Source organism: Allostigmatella hybrida, assembly GCF_020103775.1.
GTDB lineage: Bacteria > Myxococcota > Myxococcia > Myxococcales > Myxococcaceae > Hyalangium > Hyalangium aurantiaca.
This window is the reverse complement of record NZ_JAHXBH010000001.1, coordinates 1000762-1022056: the sequence shown is the minus strand read 5'-3', so window position 1 is coordinate 1022056 and position 21295 is coordinate 1000762. Positions and strand designations below refer to the sequence as shown.

Here is a 21295-nt window from a genome sequence, read left to right as displayed (position 1 = left end):
CAGCGCCGGGCCACGGGCGCTCCCACGGGAGCGCCCGTCAGCCTCTCAGTAACGGCCTTCCAGGAAGTTCTTCACCAGCGTCGGCCCATCCGGCGTGAGCACGCTCTCCGGATGGAACTGCACGCCCACCACCGGCCGCGTCTTGTGCCGCAGGCCCATGATGAGCCCGTCCGGCGTCCACGCCGTGGCTTGGAGCTCCCCGGGCAGCGACGAGGCCTCCACCACCAGCGAGTGGTAGCGCCCCGCCTGGAAGCCCTGCTTCATCCCCGTGAACAGGCCCGTGCCCTCGTGCTTCACCGGCGATGTCTTGCCGTGGATGGGCTCCGGGGCCCGGATCACCTTGCCCCCGAACACCGCGCCGATGGACTGGTGCCCCAGGCAGACGCCGAACACGGGCACCTTCGCGTCGCGGATGGCCGCCATGCTCACCCCCGCCTCATACGGCGTGCAGGGGCCCGGCGACACCACCACGTGCGAGGCGCCCGAGGCCGCCACGCCCGCGGCGTCGATCTCGTCGTTGCGCTCCACCCTCACCTCGGCGCCCAGCGTGTACAAGAGCTGCACGAGGTTGAAGGTAAACGAGTCGTAGTTGTCGATGACGAGAATCACCGTCCACCTCCCTCACGGGCCAGCTTCAGTGCCGCGCCGAGCGCGCGCGCCTTGGCCTCCGTCTCATCCGCCTCCAGCCGGGGCACCGAGTCCGCCACCAGGCCCGCGCCCGCGGTCCAGAACGTGCGGTCTCCGTCCACGAAGAACGTCCGCAGCGCGATGGCCACATCCAGCGTGCCGCAGAAGCTCAGGTAGCCCACCGCGCCCGAGTACGGCCCGCGGCGCATCGGCTCCAGCTCGTCGATGATCTGCATCGCGCGGATCTTCGGCGCCCCCGACACCGTGCCCGCCGGGAACGTGCACGCCAGCGCATCCAGGGCGTCGAAGCCCTTGCCCAGCTTGCCGCGCACCTGCGAGACGATGTGCATCACGTGGCTGTAGCGCTCGATGATCATCAGATCCTCGACCTTCACGGAGCCCGGAGCCGCCACGCGGCCCACGTCGTTGCGCCCCAGGTCCACGAGCATGGTGTGCTCGGCGCGCTCCTTCTCGTCGGCGAGCAGCTCCTTCTCCAGCGCCTGGTCCTCGGCCTCGTTGTTGCCCCGGCGCCGCGTGCCCGCGATGGGGCGCACCACCACGTCCCCATCGCGCACCTGCACCAGCAGCTCGGGGGAGGCGCCCACCAGCGCGCGCGCCTCGCCCAGCTCCACCAGGAACAGGTACGGCGAGGGGTTCACCCGCCGCAGCGCCCGGTAGAGGCTCAAGGGCGGCGGCGCGCCCGGAGACTCGAACCGCCGCGCCAGCACCACCTGCATGCAGTCGCCCGCGCGGATGTACTCCTTCACGCGCTCCACGGCGGCCTCGTACCCGGCGCGGTCCCAGTGGACCACCATCTCGGGCTCGCCGCGCATCTTCGGGGCCGGCGTATAGGCCTCCGGCGGCAGCGGCCGGCGCAGGCGCTCGGCCAGGGCCTCCGCGCGCTCCTCCGCGTCCTTCAGCGCCTGGGCCACGCTGCCGAACATCGACGGCCGGGCAATCACCGTGGGCCGCAGCGACTGGCTGCGCGAGTCGTGGGTGACGAACTCCTCGCACAGGAGCCACTCGGAGTCCGGGAACGACAAGTCGTTCGGGTGCCGGTCCGGGATGTGGCGCTCGAACCAGGACATGCAGTTGTAGCCCATGTAGCCTACGAGCCCGCCGAGGAACGGCGCCTCGCCGGGCAACGACGCCACCGCCAGCTCCTTCCAGAGCGTGCGGAGCACGTCCAGCGGCTTGCCGTCGCGGCGCTCCTGCCGGTCCCCACGCCACAGCGTAGCCCCGCCCCGGTCGAGCCGGACGCGACCCGCGGGCGCGGTGCCCACGTGGCTGTAGCGGCCAAAGCTCTCTCCGCCGTGGCACGACTCGAGCACGAAGCCCCGCTGCCCTGCGCCCAACCCCAGCTTCAGATAGACCGACAACGGCGTGTCGAGATCCGCAGGAATCTCCACCGAGACGGGGACCGCCTCGCCCTTCTCCGCGCGCTGGCGGTACGCCGCCTTCCGCTCTTCTGCGTTCATCGTCATCGTTTCCCCCCTGGCTGTGAACATCCTGGCAGGGTCCGCCCCAGTGTCCCCCGAGCGCTGCGCGGTGCCAAGGGCCAGGTCCGTTTTCATCGAAAATATCCATTCCCACCATCACCCTGTTTCTCCTACCCCCTTGGATTGACTGGGCGTGCAAGACGCGGGGAGAGGGGTTGGCTGCCTGGCCGGGCCTGGAGGCGGCGGGCACTTCGGCCCCGTCCCTTCCCGCCGCCGGGCCGGGCGGCCGTTACCAAATTGGACGCGTGGGCACCTACCCGTTCCAGGACAGACCGCCGCTGGTCTCGGTGACGCCTCAGGGCTTGTTCTGCCCCCCGGGCAACTTCCACATCGATCCCTGGCGGCCCGTGGAGCGGGCCCTCATCACCCATGCGCACGGGGACCACGCGCGCGGAGGCAGCCAGCGCTACCTGGCGGCCCGGGCGGGCCAGGGGCTTCTGCACAAGCGGCTGGGGGCGAACACGGAGCTGGCCACGCTGGAGTACGGCGAGCGGCTCACCGTGGGGGAGACCACCGTGAGCTTCCACCCGGCGGGGCACGTGCTGGGCAGCGCGCAGATCCGCATCGAGCACCGGGGCGAGGTGTGGATCGTCTCCGGGGACTACAAGCGCACGCCGGACCCGACGTGTACCCCGTTCGAGGTGGTGCGCTGCGACACCTTCATCACCGAGGCGACGTTTGGCCTGCCCATCTACCGTTGGGATGACCCGCGGCTGGTGGCCGAGGACATCCTTCGCTGGTGGGATGGCAACCGCGAGGCAGGGCGCGCCTCGGTGCTGTTCTGCTACGCGCTGGGCAAGGCGCAGCGCATCCTCGGGGAGCTCTCCCGGCTGACGGACCGGCCCGTGCTGGTGCATGGCGCCGTGAACGGGCTCGTGGCGTGCTACCGCGAGGCGGGCGTGAGGATGGTGCCCACGCAGCTCGTGTCCGAGACGGAGAAGGGGGCCTCGTTCACGGGCGCGCTCGTGCTCGCCCCGCCCAGTGCGGGGGGCTCGACGTGGATGCGGCGCTTCGGGGACTCCGCCACGGCGTTCGCCTCGGGGTGGATGCGCGTGCGCGGCAACCGGCGGCGGCGCGGGTTCGACCGGGGCTTCGTGCTCTCGGACCATGCGGACTGGCCCGAGCTGTTGCGGACGGTGAAGGACACCCAGGCCGCGCGGGTGCTCGCCACCCATGGGTTCAGCGATCCGCTCGCGCGCTACCTGCGCGAGCAGGGGCTGGATGCGGCCCCCCTGGCCACCCCCTTCGAGGGCGAGGCGGAGGACTGACGTGCGACGGCTCGCGGACCTGTACGAGGCGCTGGACGCCACCACCTCCACCAACGCCAAGGTGGAGGCCATGGTGCGCTACTTCCGGGAGGCACCGCCCCAGGATGCGGCCTGGGGGCTGTACTTCCTCACGGGCCGGCGCCTGAAGCGGCTGCTGACCTCCAAGCTCCTGGCCCAGTGGACGCAGGAGCTGACGGGCACGCCCGACTGGCTCTTCGACGAGGTGTACGCCTCCGTGGGCGACCTGGCGGAGGTCATCGCGCTGCTGCTCGACCAGTACGAGCGCCCCCCCGCCCCCGAGGAGATGCCCCTGTCGTGGTGGCTGGAGAAGCGGCTCCTGCCCTTGAAGGAGCTGGAGGTCCCCGAGCAGCGCGAGCAGGTTCTCTCCTGGTGGCACACGCTGCCCCGGCGGGAGCTGTTCCTGCTCAACAAGCTGCTCACGGGCGAGCTGCGGGTGGGCGTGTCGGACACGCTGGTGGTGCGCGCCGTGGCCCAGGTCGCGGGGCTGCCCCCGGCCACCGTGTCGCACCGGCTGATGGGGACGTGGGCGCCCACGCGCACTTTCTTCGAGCAGCTCCTCTCGCCCGATGTCTCGGACGGCGATGTCTCCCGCCCGTATCCTTTCTATCTCGCCTCCCCGCTGGAGCAGCCCGTGGAGGCGCTGGGGGAGCCCGCGGACTGGCTCATCGAGTGGAAGTGGGATGGCATCCGCGGCCAGCTCATCCGGCGCCACGGGCAGGTGTACCTGTGGAGCCGGGGCGAGGAGCTCATCACCGGGCGCTTCCCGGAAATCACCGAGGCCGCGGCGGCCCTGCCGGACGGGGTGGTACTGGACGGAGAGGTGCTGGCCTACGAGGAGGGCAAGCCCCTGCCCTTCAGCCGGCTCCAGCGGCGCATCGGCCGGCAGAAGCTGACCGCCAAGGTGCTGGCCGAGGCCCCCGCGGCCTTCATCGCCTATGACTTGCTGGAGGAGGGGGGCGAGGACCTGCGCGGCAAGCCCCTGCGGGAGCGCCGCGCGCGGCTGGTGGCCTTGCTGAAGGACAAGCCGGGCTTCACCGTGTCGCCCGCGGTGTCGCCGGAATCCTGGGAGGCCCTGGCGGAGCTGCGGCACGAGTCCCGCGAGCGCAACGTCGAGGGCTTCATGCTCAAGCGCATGGAGTCCACCTACCAGCACGGGCGCAAGCGCGGGGACTGGTGGAAGTGGAAGATCGATCCGTTCACCGTGGACGCGGTGCTCCTGTACGCGCACCCGGGGCACGGCCGGCGGGCCTCGCTCTACACGGACTACACCTTCGCGGTGTGGAACGGCGAGGACCTGCTGCCGGTGGCCAAGGCGTACTCGGGGCTCTCGGACCAGGAGATCTCCAAGCTGGACCGGTGGATCCGCGCCCACACCCAGGAGAAGTTCGGCCCGGTGCGCTCCGTGGCGCCCGAGCAGGTATTCGAGCTGCACTTCGAGGGCATCGCCGCCTCGCCCCGGCACAAGTCGGGCGTGGCCCTGCGCTTCCCGCGCATTGCCCGCTGGCGCCTGGACAAGAAGCCCCAGGACGCGGACTCCCTGGACCGCCTCAAGGACCTGCTGCATGCCCAGCACTAAGCGGCGAAGTGTCCGGGCCCCGCCACCCAAGCCCCTGCCGGCGAACGCAGGGCCCCCGCTTGACCCGCTCCGTGCCTGGTTCCGGGAGCGCGGGTGGACCCCATACCCCTTCCAGGAGCAGGCCTGGGCGGCCTACGCCCGGGGCGAGAGCGGCCTCATCCACGTCCCCACGGGCGCCGGGAAGACCTACGCCGCCTATATCGGGCCCCTGGCCGACGTCGCGGAGCGGGGCCAGAAGGGGCTCCAGATTCTCTATGTCACCCCGCTGCGCGCTGTGTCCCGGGACGTGGAGCTGGCGCTGCGCGCACCGCTGATGGCGCTCGGCGCGGACATTGATGTGGAGAGCCGCACGGGGGACACTTCCTCCTCGGTGCGCCAGCGCCAGCGCCAGCGGCTGCCCGAGGTGCTCATCACCACGCCAGAGTCGCTCTCGGTACTGCTGTCCAACGAGCGCTCCGCCGAGCTGTTCTCCTCCCTGCGCGCCGTCATCGCCGACGAGTGGCACGAGCTGCTGAGCAGCAAGCGCGGCACGCAGATGGAGCTGGCCCTGGCGCGCCTGCGCCGCTTCGCCCCGGGCGTGCGCACCTGGGCGCTCTCCGCCACGCTCGCCAACCTGGAGCAGGCAGCCCGCGCCGTGGTGGGCACGCAGACGGTGCCCACCTTATTGAGCGCCGACCTGGAGCGGCCCATCGAGGTGAGCACCCTGCTGCCGGACCAGGTGGACGGCTTTCCATGGGCGGGCCACCTGGGCTTCTCCATGCTGGAGAAGGTGGCGGCGTGGCTGGACCCGGCCCGCTCCACGCTGCTCTTCACCAACACGCGCTCCCAGGCGGAGCGCTGGTTCGAGGGCCTGCGCTTCGCCCGGCCCGAGTTCGAGCCCGTGCTCGCCCTGCACCATGGCTCCATCGACCGGGAGGAGCGGGAGCGGGTGGAGGGTGGCCTCAAGGACGGCTCGGTGCGACTCGTGGTGTGCACCTCCTCGCTGGACCTGGGGGTGGACTTCGGTCCGGTGGAGCGAGTGGTGCAGGTGGGCAGCCCCAAGGGCATCGCCCGCTCGCTCCAGCGCGCGGGCCGCAGCGGCCACCGGCCGGGGGAGACGTGCCGGCTGCTCTTCGTCCCCACGCACGCGCTGGAGCTGGTGGAGATGGCCGCCGCGCGCCAGGCGCTCGAACAGGGGGAGGTGGAAGCCCGCGTGCCCCTGAGCAAGCCCCTGGACGTGCTGGCCCAGCACCTCGTCACCTGTGCCCTGGGCGGCGGCTTCACCCGGGAGGCGATGCGGGCCGAGGTCCGCGAGGCCGCCAGCTACGCCCACCTCACGGACGAGGAGTTCGAGTGGACGCTGGCGCTCGTGCGCGAGGGCGGCCCGACGCTCAAGGCCTACCCGGAGTTCCGCCGGGTGGTGGAGCACGAGGGCCGCTTCGGGGTGGCGGACGCGCGCATCGCCCGGCTGCACCGGCTCAACATCGGAACCATCGCCTCGGACGCCACGGTGCAGCTGAGCTACTGGAGCGGCGGGCGGCTGGGCAGCGTGGAGGAGTCCTACATCAGCCGCCTGCGCCCGGGGGATGTCTTCCTCTTCGCGGGCAAGCGCCTGGAGTTCAGCCGCTTCAAGGACATGACGGCCTATGTGAAGCCCGCGAAGGCCAAGGCCACACAGACGCCGCGCTGGGGTGGCAGCCGCCTGCCCCTCTCGGGCTCGCTGGCCGCGGCGGTGCGCCGCACGTTGAACGCCGCCCGGTACGGGGATGTCACGGCCGAGGAGTTCGCGGCGGCCTGGCCGGTGCTGGAGGCGCAAGCCCGGCTCTCGCGCATCCCCGGCGAGGGCACCTGCCTGGCGGAGACGTGCCAGACGCGGGATGGGCACCACCTCTTCCTCTATCCTTTTGAAGGGAGGCTGGTACACGAGGGGCTGGCGGCCCTCCTGGCGCTGCGCTTCACCCGGATGCGGAAGGCCACCTTCAGCCTCTCGGTGAACGACTACGGCATCGAGTTCCTCACGCCGGAGGACTTCCCCTTCGAGGAGGCGCTGCGCCCGGCCCTCTTCACCCGCGAGCGGCTGGTGGAGGACATCCTGGAGAGCGTCAACCTGAGCGAGCTGGCACGGCGGCAGTTCCGGGACGTGGCGCGCGTGGCGGGGCTCGTCCTGCCGGGGCTGCCCGGGGCGCGCAAGTCCACGCGCCAAGTTCAAGCCAGCGCCTCGCTCTTATATGATGTGTTCTCGAAGTACGACCCGGACAACCTGCTCCTGGTCCAGGCCCGGCGCGAAGTGCTGGAGCAGCAGTTCGAGCAGAACCGGCTCACCGCCACCCTGGAGCGCCTGGAGCGCTCCACCCTGGAGTTCGTGCCCGTGCGGCGGCCCACGCCGCTGGGATTCCCGCTCGTGGTTGAACGCATCAGCGCGAGCCTCTCCAGCGAGTCCCTGCTGGAGCGGGTGACGCGCCTCAAGGAGCGATGGCAACGCGACGATGCCAGGTCCGCGTGAGCGGCACCCCGGTGGAGCTGCTCCCCGAGCGGGGCCTGTCCTGGCCCGAGGGGGGCCTGCTCGCCGTGGCGGACCTGCACTGGGGCAAGCCGGAGAGCTTCCAGCAGTTCGGAATTCCCCTGCCCCTCGGGGTGCTGGAGGATGACCTGGCGCGCCTGTCCCAGGCCCTGCGGACCACGGGGGCGCGCCGGCTGCTGCTCGTGGGAGACCTCATCCACTCCAAGGGAGGAGTCACTCCGGCCGTGGTGGAGCGCATCGCCCAGTGGCGCGCCCTCCACGACGTGGAGATGGTGCTCATCCGGGGCAACCACGACCGGCACCTCTCCGCGCTCCCGGCCTCCTGGCGCCTGGAGGTCCGCGAGGAACACCTGGACGAGGGCCCCTTCCGCTTCGCCCACCACCCGGAGCCCGTCGCCGGGCGCTACCTCTGGGCGGGGCACCTCCACCCGGTGGTCCGGCTGTCCTCGGGGGCGGACCGGCTGCGCCTGCCGTGCTTTCACGTGGGCCCCACCCTGGGCATACTTCCTGCCTTCAGCGCCTTCACCGGCGGGCTGAATGTGTCCCGCCGGGCCGGAGAGCGCATCTTCGCCATCGCAGAAGAAACGGTGGTGGAGGTTTGAGGCGATGAGCGCCACCAAGCGCCGCCGCGTCCTGGGCATCATCGCCACCGACGCCACCTTCGAGCGCACCGGGTTCCGGGAGCACGAGGTGTGGCTGGGCAAGTGCTTGCACTGCAATGCCCACCTGATGGTGAGCCTCCAGGGCGAGCCCATCAGCCGGGCCACCATCGAGCACATCATCCCCCGGACCCACGGCGGCACCGACGCGCTGGAGAACCTGGGCCTGGCGTGCGCCCGGTGTAATCAGGGCAAGGGCAGCCGCCACGACCCGCGCTACCTCAAGGACGCCCGCGCGCAGGAGCTGGTGGCCCGGCTCCAGGCCCGGCGCCGCGAGCGCTGGCGCGAGCCGGACGCGGACTGAGCCACCGGTTGTAACAGGCCTGATCCAGTCCTCATTCAACCCCCCTTCCGATTGCCAGAAGAGAACGTCATCGGCTGAGGCCGGATTGGCGCACCTCGCGGGCGGCGCCGTGGTATCCCGGCGCGCCAGGTCATGGCCTTAACGAAAGAAGATTGACAGTCAGGAGTTGTTGGTCGATGGTCGCGCGCCGCGTTGGAACGGGAAATGAAAGAGGGTCCCCGCCCGCGGCATCTCTTGGGATTTCAGTCGTCGACTTTGATCGTGTTCTCCATGCCCGTGCACGCCCCGCGCGTCGCCCTGACTGCCTCGACGAGATGAGACACATGAGCCTCCCGCACCGAGCAGAACCCCGCTGGCAAGGCGCCTCTTCCCTTCCGTTGTGTTCCACCGCAGTCCACAGCTATCCCCAGGTCCTGGTATGAGCGGCCCTCTTTTCCCTCGCTGGACGAACACGGTGTCGCGGCTGTCCGTCGCGGGCCTGTTCGCAGTCCCCGCCCTCTCCATCGGCGGACTCTTGGCCTACGCGCGCTCCCCGCACGTCACCAACCAGAATCAGCCCATCGAACAGCCGATCGAGTTCGACCACCGCCACCACGCGGGTGACGAGCAGATCGACTGCCGGTACTGCCACTGGACGGTGGAGAGCGCCCCGTCGGCGGGCATCCCGTCCACCACCGTGTGCATGTCCTGCCACGCGCAGATCTGGAACAAGAGCCCGTACCTCACCGAGGTGCGCAAGGCCTACTTCGCCGACCAGCCCATCCCCTGGGTGCGCGTGCACAACCTGCCGGACTTCGTCTACTTCAACCACGCCATCCACGTGAACAAGGGCGTGGGCTGCGCCACGTGCCACGGCCGCGTGGACCAGATGGCCGCCATCCACCAGGCCTCCACCCTCACCATGGCCTGGTGTCTGGACTGTCACCGGGACCCGAAGCCGCACCTGCGGCCGGCCGAGTACATCACCAGCATGACCTGGACCCCGCCCGCGGACCCGAAAGAGGCTGCCGCCCTCGGTGAGACGCTGGCCAAGGAATACGAAGTTCACTCGCGCACGAGCTGCTCCACATGCCACCGATGAACCCCAAGCACGACGGCGCTCCGGCGCAGGACATCCCCTCCTCCTTCGCGCTGCCGGTGGTCTCCAGCCAGGCCGCCCGCGCCGAGGCCCATGGCCACGAAGGCCATGACCACGACCACGAGGGCCACGAGCACGGCCACTCGCACGGCGATGAAATCGGCGAGGCGCTCGAGCACGCGGCCGCCATGGGCGTTGCCTCCGAGGGCGGCTACGGCCGCACCTACTGGCGCAGCCTCGAGGAGCGGCTCGGGCTGCCCGAGTTCACCGAGACGACGGGCCCCGAGTTCCCCGCGGGCGCGGACCTGCCCCCCACCGGCGTGGCCCGCCGCGAGTTCATGCAGCTCATCGGCGCCTCGCTGGCACTGGCGGGCGCCTCGGCCTGCACCACCCGCCCCCCGGACGAGCGCATCGTCCCCTTCACCAAGACGCCGCCGGAGATGAAGCCCGGCAACCCGCTGCACTACGCCTCGGGCATGACGTTCGCCGGCTACACCTCCGGCCTGCTCGTCACGGCGCGTGAGGGCCGGCCCGTCAAGGTCGAGGGCAACCCCCAGCACCCGGTCAACCAGGGCGCGGCGAGCCCCTTCGAGCAGTCGTTCCTGCTGGCGCTCTATGACCCGCAGCGCGCCCGCGTCCTGCGCCAGGGCAAGTCCCCGCGCGCCCTGCGCACCCTGGCCGAGACCATCTCCGCCCGCGTGAACAAGGCGGCCACCGACGGCGGCGCCGGCATCCGCTTCCTCACCGAGCCCCTCAACTCGCCCCTGATGGTGGGGCTGCGCGAGCGCATCCAGCGCAAGCTGCCCAGCGCGCGCTTCTACAGCTACGCGCCCACGGGGAAGACCGGCTCCACCGAGGGCACCCAGGCGGTGTTCGGCCAGCCACTCAACGCGGTGTACGACTTCGCCCAGGCGGACGTCATCCTCTCGCTGGATGCCGACTTCCTCGCCGCGCACCCGGCCAACTTCGCCTACACGCGCCAGTTCGCCAGCCGCCGCGACAACATCGACCGGCTCAACCGCCTGTACGTGGCCGAGGCGCGCTACTCCATCACCGGCGGCATGGCGGACCACCGCCTGCGCCTGAAGTCCTCGGAGATCCTCTCCCTGGCGGGCGCCATCGGCCAGGTGCTCAACGCGCCTGCCGCCGCCGCGGCCGCCGCCAAGGTGCCCGTGCAGTGGAGCGAGAGCGCCCAGAAGTGGATCAACGCCGTCGCCGGCGACCTGCGCGCCGCCGCGGGCCGCTCCGTGGTGGTGGTGGGTGAGCGCCAGCCGGCCGCGGTGCACGCCCTGGCGCACGCGCTCAACGCCGCGCTGGGCAACATCGGCAAGACGGTCAACTACGTGCCGGTGTCCGCGGAGCACACGGGCCTCGCGGGCATCCGCGAGCTGGTGGCGGACATCAAGGCGGGCCGCGTCGACACGCTCGTCATCACCGCCTACAACCCGGTGTACTCGCTGCCCGGGGACGCGGGCCTGGCCGAGGTGCTCAACCCGGCCACCAACGCCGAGCAGCGCTCGAAGCTGTCGGTCATCTACACCTCGCTCTTCGAGGACGAGACCGCCGCGGTCACCGACTGGTTCATCCCCGCGGCGCACCAGCTCGAGACGTGGAGCGACGGCCGCGCCGAAGAGGGCACGGTGGCCATCGCCCAGCCGCTCATCCAGCCCATCTACAATGGCGTGCCCGAGTCCGAGCTGCTCGCGTACTTCCTGGACGAGCCCTACCGCCCCGCGCACCAGATGCTGCGCGAGCACTGGATGGGGCAGAACCTCGCCCCCAACGGGGACTTCGACAGCCAGTGGGAGACGGCCGTCTCCGTGGGCATCGTGCCCAACACCACCGCCACCCCGGTGAGCGTCACGGCCGACCCCCAGGGCGTCGCCTCGCTCGTCAGCGCCTATGCCGCGCCCCAGGCGGGCACCCAGGCCAACCAGGTCGAGCTGAACTTCGTCACGGACTACAAGGTCTACGACGGCCGGTTCGGCAACCTCACCTGGCTGCAGGAGCTGCCGGATCCCGTCACCCGCCTGGTGTGGGACAACCCGGCGCTCATCAGCCCCAAGACGGCCGCCGACAACAACCTGGTGACCGGTGACGTGGTGGAGCTGTCCTCGCGCGGCCGCACGCTGGAGGTGCCCGTGTGGATCCTCCCCGGCCACGCCGACGGCTCGGTGACGCTGCCCCTGGGCTACGGCCGCACGGGCATGCACGAGACGGTGGCACAGAACGTGGGCTTCAATGCCAACGTGCTGCGCAGCATCGAGGCGCCCTGGTTCGACGCGGGCGCCACGCTCACCAAGACCCGGAAGACCTACCGGCTCATCTCCACCCAGCAGCACTGGAGCATGGCCAAGCGCCCGGTGGCGCTCGACTTCACCGCGGAGGAGTACCGCGCGAAGTCCAGCCACGACGTGAAGGCGGCCCTGGCCCGCACCCGCGGCAACCTGGACGACCCGAAGAGCGAGTTCAACAACCTCGGCGCCTTCGAGTACAACGACTACAAGTGGGGCATGGCCATCGACCTGGCGCGCTGCACCGGGTGCTCCGCGTGCGTGGTGGCCTGCCAGGCCGAGAACAACGTGCCCGTGGTGGGCAAGGAGCAGGTGAGCCGCAGCCGCGAGATGCACTGGCTGCGCGTGGACCGCTACTTCAGCGGCACCGGCATCCACACGGACGGCTACGCCAACAAGGCCGACCCGGATGCCGACCCGCAGATGATCCACCAGCCGGTCACCTGCGTGCACTGCGAGAAGGCGCCCTGCGAGTACGTCTGCCCGGTGAACGCCACCGTCCACTCGGACGAGGGCCTCAACGACATGGTGTACAACCGCTGCATCGGCACGCGGTACTGCGCCAACAACTGCCCGTACAAGGTCCGCCGGTTCAACTACCTGCACTACACGCAGGGCAAGACGCCCACGCAGAAGATGCTGATGAACCCGGACGTCACGGTGCGCAACCGCGGCGTCATGGAGAAGTGCACCTACTGCGTCCAGCGCATCGAGCGCGTGCGCATCAACGCGCGCGTGGAGAAGCGGCCCATCGCCGACGGCGAGCTGCAGACCGCCTGCCAGCAGACGTGCCCCACCCAGGCCATCACCTTTGGCTCGCTGCACGATCCGAACTCCCGCGTCAGCCAGCTCCACAAGGATGACCGCAGCTACAAGCTGCTGTACGAGCTCGGCACCCTCCCGCGCACGGTGCACCTCGTGCGGCTGCGCAACCCGAATCCCGCCCTGGCCCAAGCTCCCAAGGCCCACGAAGGAGAGCACTGATCATGGCCGAGACCGCCGCTCATTCCGCGCTCGACCCCCTCGAGCCGCGCGACCTCGTCCCGCCGCATCACAACGACCGGACGCTCAACGAGACCCTGCTCGACTATGTCTGGCAAAAGCCGGGCAAGGGTTGGTTCATGCTGTTCGGCATCTCCCTGTGCCTGCTGAGCTTGCTCGTCATCGGCCTCACCTACACGGTGGCCAAGGGCATCGGCACGTGGGGTAACAACCAGCCGGTCAGCTGGGCGCTCGAAATCGTCAACTTCGTGTGGTGGGTGGGTATCGGCCACGCCGGTACGCTCATCTCCGCCATCCTCCTGCTCTTCCAGCAGAAGTGGCGCACGAGCATCAACCGCTTCGCCGAGGCGATGACGCTGTTCGCGGTCATGTGCGCGGGTCTCTTCCCGCTGTTCCACACCGGCCGCCCCTGGTTCGCCTTCTGGCTGTTCCCCTACCCCAGCACCCTGGGCGCGTGGCCGCAGTTCCGCTCCCCGCTGCTCTGGGACGTGTTCGCCATCTCCACCTACCTCACGGTGTCCGCGCTGTTCTGGTACGTGGGCCTCGTCCCGGACCTGGCGGCACTGCGCGACTCGTCGAAGACGAAGCTCCAGCGCATCCTCTACGGCATCTTCAGCCTCGGCTGGCGCGGCTCCGGGCGGCACTGGCACAACTACAAGATCGCCTACCTGCTCCTGGCCGGTATCTCCACGCCGCTCGTGGTCTCGGTGCACACCATCGTGTCCTTCGACTTCGCGGTGTCGCTGCTGCCCGGCTGGCACGCCACCATCTTCCCGCCCTACTTCGTGGCCGGCGCCGTGTTCTCCGGCTTCGCCATGGTGATTACGCTCATCGTCCCGGCGCGCAAGTACATGGGCCTGCGGGACGTGATTACGGACCGCCACCTGGAGAACATGAACAAGGTCATCCTCGCGACGGGCCTGCTCGTGTCCTACGGGTACATGATGGAGCACTTCATCGCCTGGTACTCGCAGAGCCAGTATGAAATCTGGACCTTCTACGTGAACCGCGCGCGGGGGCCCTACTGGCCGGTGTACTGGCTGATGATCGCCTGCAACGTCATCACCCCGAACATCTTCTGGTTCAAGAAGTGCCGCACGAGCATCCCCATCATGTGGGTGGCCTCCATCCTGGTGAACATCGGCATGTGGTGCGAGCGCTTCATCATCATCGTCACCTCGCTGCACCAGGACTTCCTGCCCTCCTCGTGGGACATGTACGCGCCCACCTGGGTGGACTGGTCCATCTACATCGGCACGCTGGGCCTGTTCGGCACCCTGTTCCTGCTGTTCCTCAAGTTCATCCCCGCGGTGGCCATCAGCGAGGTGAAGGAGATGCAGCTGGAGCTCAAGCACGCCGCCCACGCTGCCCACGCAGGCCACGCCAACGACACGGGCGCGGCGGGAACCCTCACCCACGGAGCGCACTAGAGCCATGCAAGCCAAGGTCCTCGACAGCTATGTGCTGGGCGAATTCGAGACGCCCGAAGCCCTGGTCGCCGCCACCAATGAAATGCGCCTGAAGGGTTTTCAGGGCATGGACACGTACTCCCCGTACCCGCTGCACGGCGGGTCCGAGGCGCTCGGCCTGCCCCCCTCCAAGGTGCCCGCCATCGCCCTGGGCGGCACGCTCACCGGCTGCATCACCGCGCTGACGATGCAGACGTTCATGAACTCGGTGGACTACCCGCTCAACGTGGGTGGCCGTCCCATCCTGAGCCTGCCCTCGTGGGTGCCCGTCACCTTCGAGCTGTCGGTGCTCTTCACCGCCTTCGGCATCTTCTTCGGCCTCATGGCGCTCAGCCGTCTGCCCCAGCTCTACCACCCGGTGTTCGAGCACGAGGCGTTCCGCAGCGCCTCCACGCACGGCTTCTGGTTGAGCATTCCGAAGCTCGCGGGCGTGAACACGGATGATGTCATGAAGCAGCTGCAGGGCCTGGGCGCCACCCAGGTGACCGTCGTCACCGGAGAGAAGGAATGAAGTCCCTCATCCCCGCCATGGGACTGGTGGCCCTCACCGGCTGCCACGTCTCCTCCGAAACCCTCCAGCGCATGGAGGACCAGGCCAAGTACGAGTACTACGAGACCTCCGAGTTCTGGGCCGACGGGCGTGCCATGCGCACCCCACCCGAGGGCACCGTCGCGCGCGAGCAGCTCGTGGGCAACCCGGGGCTGACCACCGGCCGCGTGGGCACGCAGCTGGTGTCCGCCATCCCGGTGTCCGTGGACAAGAGCCTGCTGCTGCTCGGCCAGAAGAAGTACAACATCGTCTGCTCGCAGTGCCATGGCGTGCTCGGTGACGGAAACAGCATCGTCGCGGAGAACATGGGCCTGCGGCTGCCGCCGTCCCTGCTGGATTTGTCCGAGCGCCCGGCGGGCCACTTCTACACCGCCATCAACGAGGGCTACGGCGTGATGCCGTCCTTCAGCGGCGAGCTCAACACCCAGGAGCGCTGGGCCGTGGTCGCCTACGTGCGCGCGCTCCAGGCCGCCCGGTCCACCCGTCCGGGAGGCGAGCCCCTTCCCCAGGAGAACCGATGATTTCCGTGGAGCGTTACACCGCCACGCCCAAGCTCATGCCGCTGGCCGGCGGCATCGGCGTGCTCGGCCTGCTGGCCACCGCCGCGGGGTACTTCGTGGACCCGCGCACCACCGGCCACAGCTACCTGCTGGCGTTCGCGTACTGGGCCGGCATCTCCATCGCCTCGACCATCATGATCGCCATCTTCCACACGGCCAAGGCCACGTGGATGACGGTGCTGCGCCGGGTGATGGAGACGATGGCCGTGTCCATCCCCCTGTTCGCGGTGCTCTTCCTGGGCCTCATCCCGGCCTTCAAGCACATCTACCCGTGGTTCCCCGGCTCGGAGCTCGTCAACAGCCTGAGCGAGCTGGAGCGCGAGCACCTGGGCCACAAGCAGCACGGCTACCTGAACCCCACGTTCTTCGCCGTGCGCCAGGTCATCTACTTCGGCGTGTGGATCTTCGTGAGCCACCGGCTGCACTCGCTCAGCACCCGCCAGGACGAGGACGGCCAGCTCGAGCGCACCGCGAGCCTGCGCAAGTGGTCCCCGGGCTCCCTGCCCTTCCTTGCGCTCACCATTACTTTTGCTTCGTTCGACTGGATGATGAGCCTCACGCCGCTGTGGTTTTCCACCATCTTCGGCGTCTATTACTTCACGGGCAGCTTCCTGGCGGTCTTCTGCGTGCTGACGATCGTGTCGGTGAACGCGCAGGGGCATAACCTGTACGGCAATCTGGTGAAGCCCTCGCACTTCCACAACCTGGGCAAGCTGATGCTGGGCTTCACGGCCTTCTGGGCCTACATCGCCTTCTCCCAGTTCTTCCTCATCTGGATCGCCAACCTTCCGGAAGAGGCGCCCTGGTACCACACGCGCATCGCCACCGGCTGGCGCAGCCTGTCCATCTCGCTGTTCTTCCTGCACTTCCTGCTGCCGTTCGCCATCCTCCTGTCGCGCAACCTCAAGCTGCAGCCGCGCAAGCTGGCGGTGGTGGCCGTGTACCTGCTCGTCATCCACGCGGTGGACCTGTACTGGCTCATCTGGCCGGCCCTCAGCCCCGAGCACCCGTCCTTCCACTGGACGCTCGTCACCGCCTTCCTGGGCGTGGGAGGCATCTCCATCGCCTTCGCCCTGTTCCGCATCCGCGGCCGGTACACGCTGCCGGTGAAGGATCCGTACATCGCCGAGTCCCTGAGGTACGTGCAGCCATGAAGAAGACCCAGGTCGAGCAGGAGTCGCGCATCATCACCGGCGCGCATGGCGTGGCGGCCGAGGAGGATCACCTCATCCTCGGCAAGGTGGTCAGCGTGGGCGTCATCTCGCTCATCATCTTCGCCGTGGGCGGCGTGTGGGCCTGGCGCATCCAGGTGGCCACCATGAACGAGCAGCTGCCGGAGGGCCCCACCCCCCGCCCTGCCGCCATGGGCCAGTACGAGATCGGCATCGTCAACCAGCGCCTGTTCCAGCAGGACTTCCACGCCGAGCAGAAGATCGCCGGCCAGCAGCAGGCGCTGCGCAACGGCTGGGGTGACCAGCCGGGCACCGCGGCCCATCCGAACCTGGAGCAGGCCATGGAGCGCGTCATCTCCGATGCCCGCCGCGCGCCCCCGCCGCCGCCCCCGGCCCCCGAGCCGGAGGCCGCCCCGGCCCCCGTCTCCCCTTCCCCCTCGCCCAAGCGCTAGTCTCCGACGATGTCCTCCCTCTCCCCTCACACGTCTGTCCGCGCCCCGCGGGCCCTCGGGCTCGCCGCGGTGGTGCTGCTCCTCGGGGCGGCGCTGCCCGCGGCGGCGCTGCCGGGCGGCGGCAAGACGCCCCGCGCCATCATCGAGGCGCAATCGGATACCCCCCCGGCCATGCGCGGCGTGGACGTGGAGGAGCACCTGGGCGAGCTGGTGCCCACCGGGACGCGCTTCACGGACGCGCAGGGCAACGAGGTGCGCCTGGGCGATGTGCTGCCCAAGGACAAGCCCACCCTGATGACGCTGGTGTACTACCAGTGCCCCATGCTCTGTAACCTCGTCATCAACGGCCAGGTGAGCGCCATGCGCGAGCTGGGGCTGGAGCTGGGCAAGGACTACGAGTCGGTGACGGTGAGCATCGACCCCAAGGACACCTCCACCCAGAGCCTGGACCGGCGCCGGCGCCACCTCCAGGCCATGGGCAAGCCCGAGACGGCCCCCTGGCACTTTCTCACGGGCAGTGAGGAGAACATTCACAAGCTCGCGGAATCGTTGGGATTCAAGTACACCTACGACGAGAGCACCCAGCAGTACGGCCATGCGGCGGTGGTGTTCGTTCTCACCCCCGAGGGGACCATCTCCCGGTACCTCTACGGCACCAGCTTTCCCGCCAGCGACATGAAGATGGCGCTGGTGGAGGCCTCGCACGGCAAGATAGGCACCAGCTTTGACCGTGTCCTGATGACCTGCTTCAAGTACGACACGGCCACGCGGCGGTATGGCTTCTACATCTTCGGTTTCATCCGGGTGGGCGCGCTCATGGTATTCGGCGCGCTCTCGACAATGCTGATCTACTTCTGGAGGCGCGAGCTGAAGAAAGGCGCGACGGCATGAGCGACATTGCCAATAAAATCCTCTTCCTTCCGGAGCGCGCGTCGACCTTCGCTGATCGAGTCGACGTCCTCCATTACTTCGTCGTCGGCACCACCATGGTGATGTCGGCGGGCGTGGGCCTGGCGGCGCTGTTCTTCTTCTTCCGCTACCGCCGGCGCGTGCCCAACCAGACCACCGAGTACGTGACGCCAGACCTCAAGACGGAGTTCCTCTTCGTCTCGGTGCCCCTGGTGTTCTTCCTGGCCTGGTTCGCCATTGGTTTCCGGGACTTCACCTGGGTCACCACGCCGCCCAAGGACGCGATGGACGTCTACGTCATGGGCAAGCAGTGGATGTGGAAGTTCGCCTACCCGGAGGGGCCCAACGGCGTGAACGTGCTGCACGTGCCGGCCCACCGCCCGGTGCGGCTGCTCATCACGTCCCGCGACGTGCTCCACTCCTTCTACGTGCCGGCCTTCCGCATCAAGATGGATGCGCTGCCCGGCCGCTACACGCAGGTGTGGTTCGAGGCGACCAAGCCCGGCACGTACCAGGTGCTCTGCACCGAGTACTGCGGCCTGTCGCACTCGAAGATGCTCGCCGAGGTCGTCGTCCTGGCCCCGGAGGACTACGAGGAGTGGCTCAAGGAGCAGCAGCGCGGCCGGCTCCAGGGCCGTCAGGACGCGCTGGCGGACACCTCGCTGGTGCCGCCGGTGGCCCGCATGGCCGAGCAGGGCGAGAAGCTCGCCGTCTCCCAGGGCTGCCTCAAGTGCCACACGGTGGACGGCTCCCAGCACGTGGGCCCCACGTTCCTCGGCCTGTATGACCGCGAGGAGAAGCTGGCGGACGGCCAGACGGTCCGTGTGGATGAAGCCTACATCACCCAGTCGATGATGGACCCCGGGGCTCACCTGGTGGTCGGATACCAGAACGTGATGCCGACCTATCAGGGCAAGCTGCAGGGCCCCGAGACGGCCGCCATCGTCGAGTACCTCAAGACCTTGCGTACCGCGAACGTCCGCGAAGCCTCCCCGGAGGGCCCCGCCTATGACCCCGTCCAGTAGCCCTACCGCCGAGGGTGTCCTGCCCGGACACGCTGACGCCGGCGGGCATGCCGAGCACCACCACCACCCGAACTACCTCGTCGACGGCACCACGCTGAAGTCGTGGCTGCTGACCATCGACCACAAGCGCATCGGCCTGATGTTCCTGGCCAGCGTGCTGTTCTTCTTCCTGGTGGGCGGCGTGTTCGCGCTGGCCCTCCGCGTGGAGCTGCTCACGCCGGGTCCGACCATCATGGACGCCATGACGTACAACCGGGCGTTCACGCTGCACGGCCTCATCATGATCTTCTTGTTCATGATTCCGGCCATCCCGGCGGCGTTCGGCAACTTCATGCTCCCGCTGATGCTGGGCGCCAAGGACGTGGCGTTCCCGCGGCTGAACCTGGCGAGCTTCTACATCTACGTGACGGGCGCGGTGCTGATGGTGTGGGGCATGCTGAACGGCGGCCTGGACACCGGCTGGACGTTCTACGCGCCCTACAGCATCCACACGACGACGACGGTGGCGCCGGTGCTCTTTGGCGCCTTCGTCATCGGCTTCAGCTCCATCGCCACGGGTCTGAACTTCATCGTTACCGTGCACACGATGCGGGCGCCGGGCATCACCTGGTTCAAGCTGCCGCTGTTCGTGTGGGCCATCTACGCCACCAGCTGCATCCAGGTGCTGGCCACGCCGGTCATCGGCCTGCTGACGCTGCTCGTGGTGGGCGAGAACCTGTTCGACTTCGGCCTGTTCGACCCGGCGCGCGGCGGCGACCCGGTGCTCTTCCAGCACCTGTTCTGGTTCTACAGCCACCCGGCCGTGTACATCATGGTGCTGCCTGCCTTCGGCGTGATGTCCGAGGTGGTGGCCACCTACAGCCGCAAGAACATCTTCGGCTACCGCGCGGTGGCGTACTCCTCGCTGGGCATCGCCTTCGTGGGCTTCTTCGCCTGGGGCCACCACATGTTCGTGTCCGGCCAGTCGACATTCGACGCGGGCATCTTCGGTGTGCTGACGATGCTGGTGGGCGTGTTCACCGCCATCAAGGTCTTCAACTGGGTGGGCACCGTGTACAAGGGCGCGGTCGACTTCCGCACCCCGTTCGCCTACTTCTGCGGCTTCCTGTTCTTCACCGTGTTCGGTGGCATGACGGGCATCGCGGTGGGCACGGTGTCGCTGGACGTGCCGTGGCACGACACCTACTTCGTCGTGGCGCACTTCCACTTCATCATGGTGGGCGCGACCATCATGGCCTTCCTGGCGGCCCTCCACTACTGGTTCCCGAAGATGTTCGGGCGCATGTACCACGAGGGGTGGGGCCTGGTGTCCGCGGCGCTCATCATCCTGGGGTTCAACGCCACGTTCATCCCCCAGTTCCTGCTGGGCAACTACGGCATGCCGCGCCGCTACTACGAGTACCCGGAGCGGTTCCAGGCGCTCAACGTCGCCTCCACGGCGGGGGCCACCCTGCTGGCGTTCGGCTTCATCGTCATCGCCATCTACCTGACGTACGCGCTGTTCTACGGGCGCGCGTCCGGGAAGAACCCCTGGCGCAGCACGGGCTACGAGTGGGTCTCCGAGTCCCCTCCGCCCACGCACAACTTCGTGGGGCCGCAGCCGGTGTTCCCCGAAGAGCCGCACTACTACCTGGCCCCGAAGAAGGACGAGGTGAAAGATGTCTAGCGCTCCGGCCGCCCACGGCGCGGCGCCCGGCCCGAAGTTCGCTGAGCACTTCGCGTCCCTGGAGGTGCAGAACCACGCGGCCCGCCTGGGCATGTGGCTGTTCCTCTCGACGGAAATCCTGCTCTTCGCGGGCTTGTTCGTCTGCTACGCCTGCTACCGCTACCTCTATCCGGAGGCGTTCGCGCTGGCGAGCCGCCACCTGGACCTGACGCTGGGCACCGTGAACACGGTGGTTCTCATCACCTCGTCGCTGACGGCGGCGCTCGCCGTGCACTACGCGAAGGAGGGGAAGAACAACCTGGTGGCGGTGATGGTGGGGCTCACCCTGCTGATGGCGGTGGGCTTCCTCGTCATCAAGGGCTTCGAGTACTCGCACAAGTTCCACGAGGGCACGCTGCCCGGGAAGCACTACCACTACGCGGGGCTCCAGATACCTGGGGCGCCCATGTACTTCACCATCTACTTCCTCACCACGGGCCTGCACGCGCTGCACGTCACCATCGGCATGGGCGTGCTGAGCTGGATGGGACTCCGGGCGCTCACCCAGAAGAGCTTCGGCCCCGACAACTACACGGGCATGGAGCTCGCCAGCATGTACTGGCACCTGGTGGACCTGGTGTGGATCTTCCTCTTCCCGATGCTGTATCTCGTCTAGGAGCGCTCC

Annotated in this window: 18 protein-coding genes; 16 read left to right on the top strand and 2 right to left on the bottom strand. The window is 68.9% G+C overall.

Annotation, left to right across the window (positions count from 1 at the left end; genetic code table 11):
• Window positions 1–45: 45 nt before the first annotated feature.
• Complete coding sequence (locus KY661_RS04110) at window positions 46–609, bottom strand: anthranilate synthase component II (RefSeq protein ID WP_225408932.1); 564 nt, start codon at window positions 607–609, stop codon at window positions 46–48.
• Window positions 606–2105: an anthranilate synthase component I family protein gene (locus KY661_RS04105; protein WP_225409185.1), complete on the bottom strand. Its 1500-nt coding sequence runs from the start codon at window positions 2103–2105 to the stop codon at window positions 606–608. Before KY661_RS04105 ends, KY661_RS04110 begins: the two co-directional genes overlap by 4 nt.
• Before the next feature lie 266 nt (window positions 2106–2371).
• Between KY661_RS04105 and KY661_RS04100 the strand changes: the two genes are divergently transcribed.
• The 16 genes from KY661_RS04100 (at window position 2372) to KY661_RS04025 (ending at window position 21286) form a co-directional block, all read left to right on the top strand.
• Window positions 2372–3394 (top strand): ligase-associated DNA damage response exonuclease, encoded by a 1023-nt coding sequence (locus KY661_RS04100; protein ID WP_317987213.1) that lies wholly within the window; start codon window positions 2372–2374, stop codon window positions 3392–3394.
• A 1-nt stretch (window position 3395) separates the two neighbouring features.
• On the top strand, window positions 3396–4991 hold the full coding sequence (locus KY661_RS04095) for an ATP-dependent DNA ligase (RefSeq protein WP_225408930.1): 1596 nt from the start codon (window positions 3396–3398) through the stop codon (window positions 4989–4991).
• Window positions 4909–7473: a ligase-associated DNA damage response DEXH box helicase gene (locus KY661_RS04090; RefSeq protein WP_398577133.1), complete on the top strand. Its 2565-nt coding sequence runs from the start codon at window positions 4909–4911 to the stop codon at window positions 7471–7473. Before KY661_RS04095 ends, KY661_RS04090 begins: the two co-directional genes overlap by 83 nt.
• On the top strand, window positions 7443–8093 hold the full coding sequence (pdeM, locus tag KY661_RS04085) for a ligase-associated DNA damage response endonuclease PdeM (RefSeq protein WP_225408928.1): 651 nt from the start codon (window positions 7443–7445) through the stop codon (window positions 8091–8093). The genes KY661_RS04090 and pdeM overlap by 31 nt, the downstream gene beginning before the upstream one ends.
• Before the next feature lie 4 nt (window positions 8094–8097).
• The gene (locus KY661_RS04080) at window positions 8098–8454 is read left to right on the top strand and encodes an HNH endonuclease (RefSeq protein ID WP_225408927.1); all 357 of its coding nucleotides are present in this window, start codon (window positions 8098–8100) and stop codon (window positions 8452–8454) included.
• A gap of 418 nt (window positions 8455–8872) precedes the next feature.
• Window positions 8873–9535, top strand: coding sequence for a cytochrome c3 family protein (locus tag KY661_RS04075; RefSeq protein ID WP_075007415.1), 663 nt, complete (start codon window positions 8873–8875; stop codon window positions 9533–9535).
• Complete coding sequence (locus tag KY661_RS04070; RefSeq protein WP_225409184.1) at window positions 9532–12810, top strand: TAT-variant-translocated molybdopterin oxidoreductase; 3279 nt, start codon at window positions 9532–9534, stop codon at window positions 12808–12810. The genes KY661_RS04075 and KY661_RS04070 overlap by 4 nt, the downstream gene beginning before the upstream one ends.
• A 2-nt stretch (window positions 12811–12812) precedes the next feature.
• On the top strand, window positions 12813–14258 hold the full coding sequence (gene nrfD / locus KY661_RS04065; RefSeq protein WP_075007413.1) for an NrfD/PsrC family molybdoenzyme membrane anchor subunit: 1446 nt from the start codon (window positions 12813–12815) through the stop codon (window positions 14256–14258).
• A gap of 4 nt (window positions 14259–14262) precedes the next feature.
• Window positions 14263–14808 carry a DUF3341 domain-containing protein gene (locus KY661_RS04060; RefSeq protein WP_225408926.1) on the top strand — a complete coding sequence of 182 codons (546 nt, stop codon included), beginning with the start codon at window positions 14263–14265 and terminating at the stop codon, window positions 14806–14808.
• Window positions 14805–15368: a c-type cytochrome gene (locus tag KY661_RS04055; protein WP_075007411.1), complete on the top strand. Its 564-nt coding sequence runs from the start codon at window positions 14805–14807 to the stop codon at window positions 15366–15368. The genes KY661_RS04060 and KY661_RS04055 overlap by 4 nt, the downstream gene beginning before the upstream one ends.
• Window positions 15365–16561: a hypothetical protein gene (locus KY661_RS04050; protein ID WP_225408925.1), complete on the top strand. Its 1197-nt coding sequence runs from the start codon at window positions 15365–15367 to the stop codon at window positions 16559–16561. The genes KY661_RS04055 and KY661_RS04050 overlap by 4 nt, the downstream gene beginning before the upstream one ends.
• Window positions 16558–17031: a hypothetical protein gene (locus KY661_RS04045; protein ID WP_225408924.1), complete on the top strand. Its 474-nt coding sequence runs from the start codon at window positions 16558–16560 to the stop codon at window positions 17029–17031. Before KY661_RS04050 ends, KY661_RS04045 begins: the two co-directional genes overlap by 4 nt.
• A 9-nt stretch (window positions 17032–17040) precedes the next feature.
• The gene (locus KY661_RS04040; RefSeq protein WP_225408923.1) at window positions 17041–17922 is read left to right on the top strand and encodes an SCO family protein; all 882 of its coding nucleotides are present in this window, start codon (window positions 17041–17043) and stop codon (window positions 17920–17922) included.
• Window positions 17919–18965, top strand: a complete 1047-nt coding sequence (coxB, locus tag KY661_RS04035; RefSeq protein WP_075007408.1) for a cytochrome c oxidase subunit II — start codon at window positions 17919–17921, stop codon at window positions 18963–18965. The genes KY661_RS04040 and coxB overlap by 4 nt, the downstream gene beginning before the upstream one ends.
• Window positions 18949–20631 (top strand): cytochrome c oxidase subunit I, encoded by a 1683-nt coding sequence (locus KY661_RS04030; protein WP_225408922.1) that lies wholly within the window; start codon window positions 18949–18951, stop codon window positions 20629–20631. Before coxB ends, KY661_RS04030 begins: the two co-directional genes overlap by 17 nt.
• Window positions 20624–21286 carry a cytochrome c oxidase subunit 3 family protein gene (locus KY661_RS04025; protein WP_075007406.1) on the top strand — a complete coding sequence of 221 codons (663 nt, stop codon included), beginning with the start codon at window positions 20624–20626 and terminating at the stop codon, window positions 21284–21286. The genes KY661_RS04030 and KY661_RS04025 overlap by 8 nt, the downstream gene beginning before the upstream one ends.
• Window positions 21287–21295: the final 9 nt, after the last annotated feature.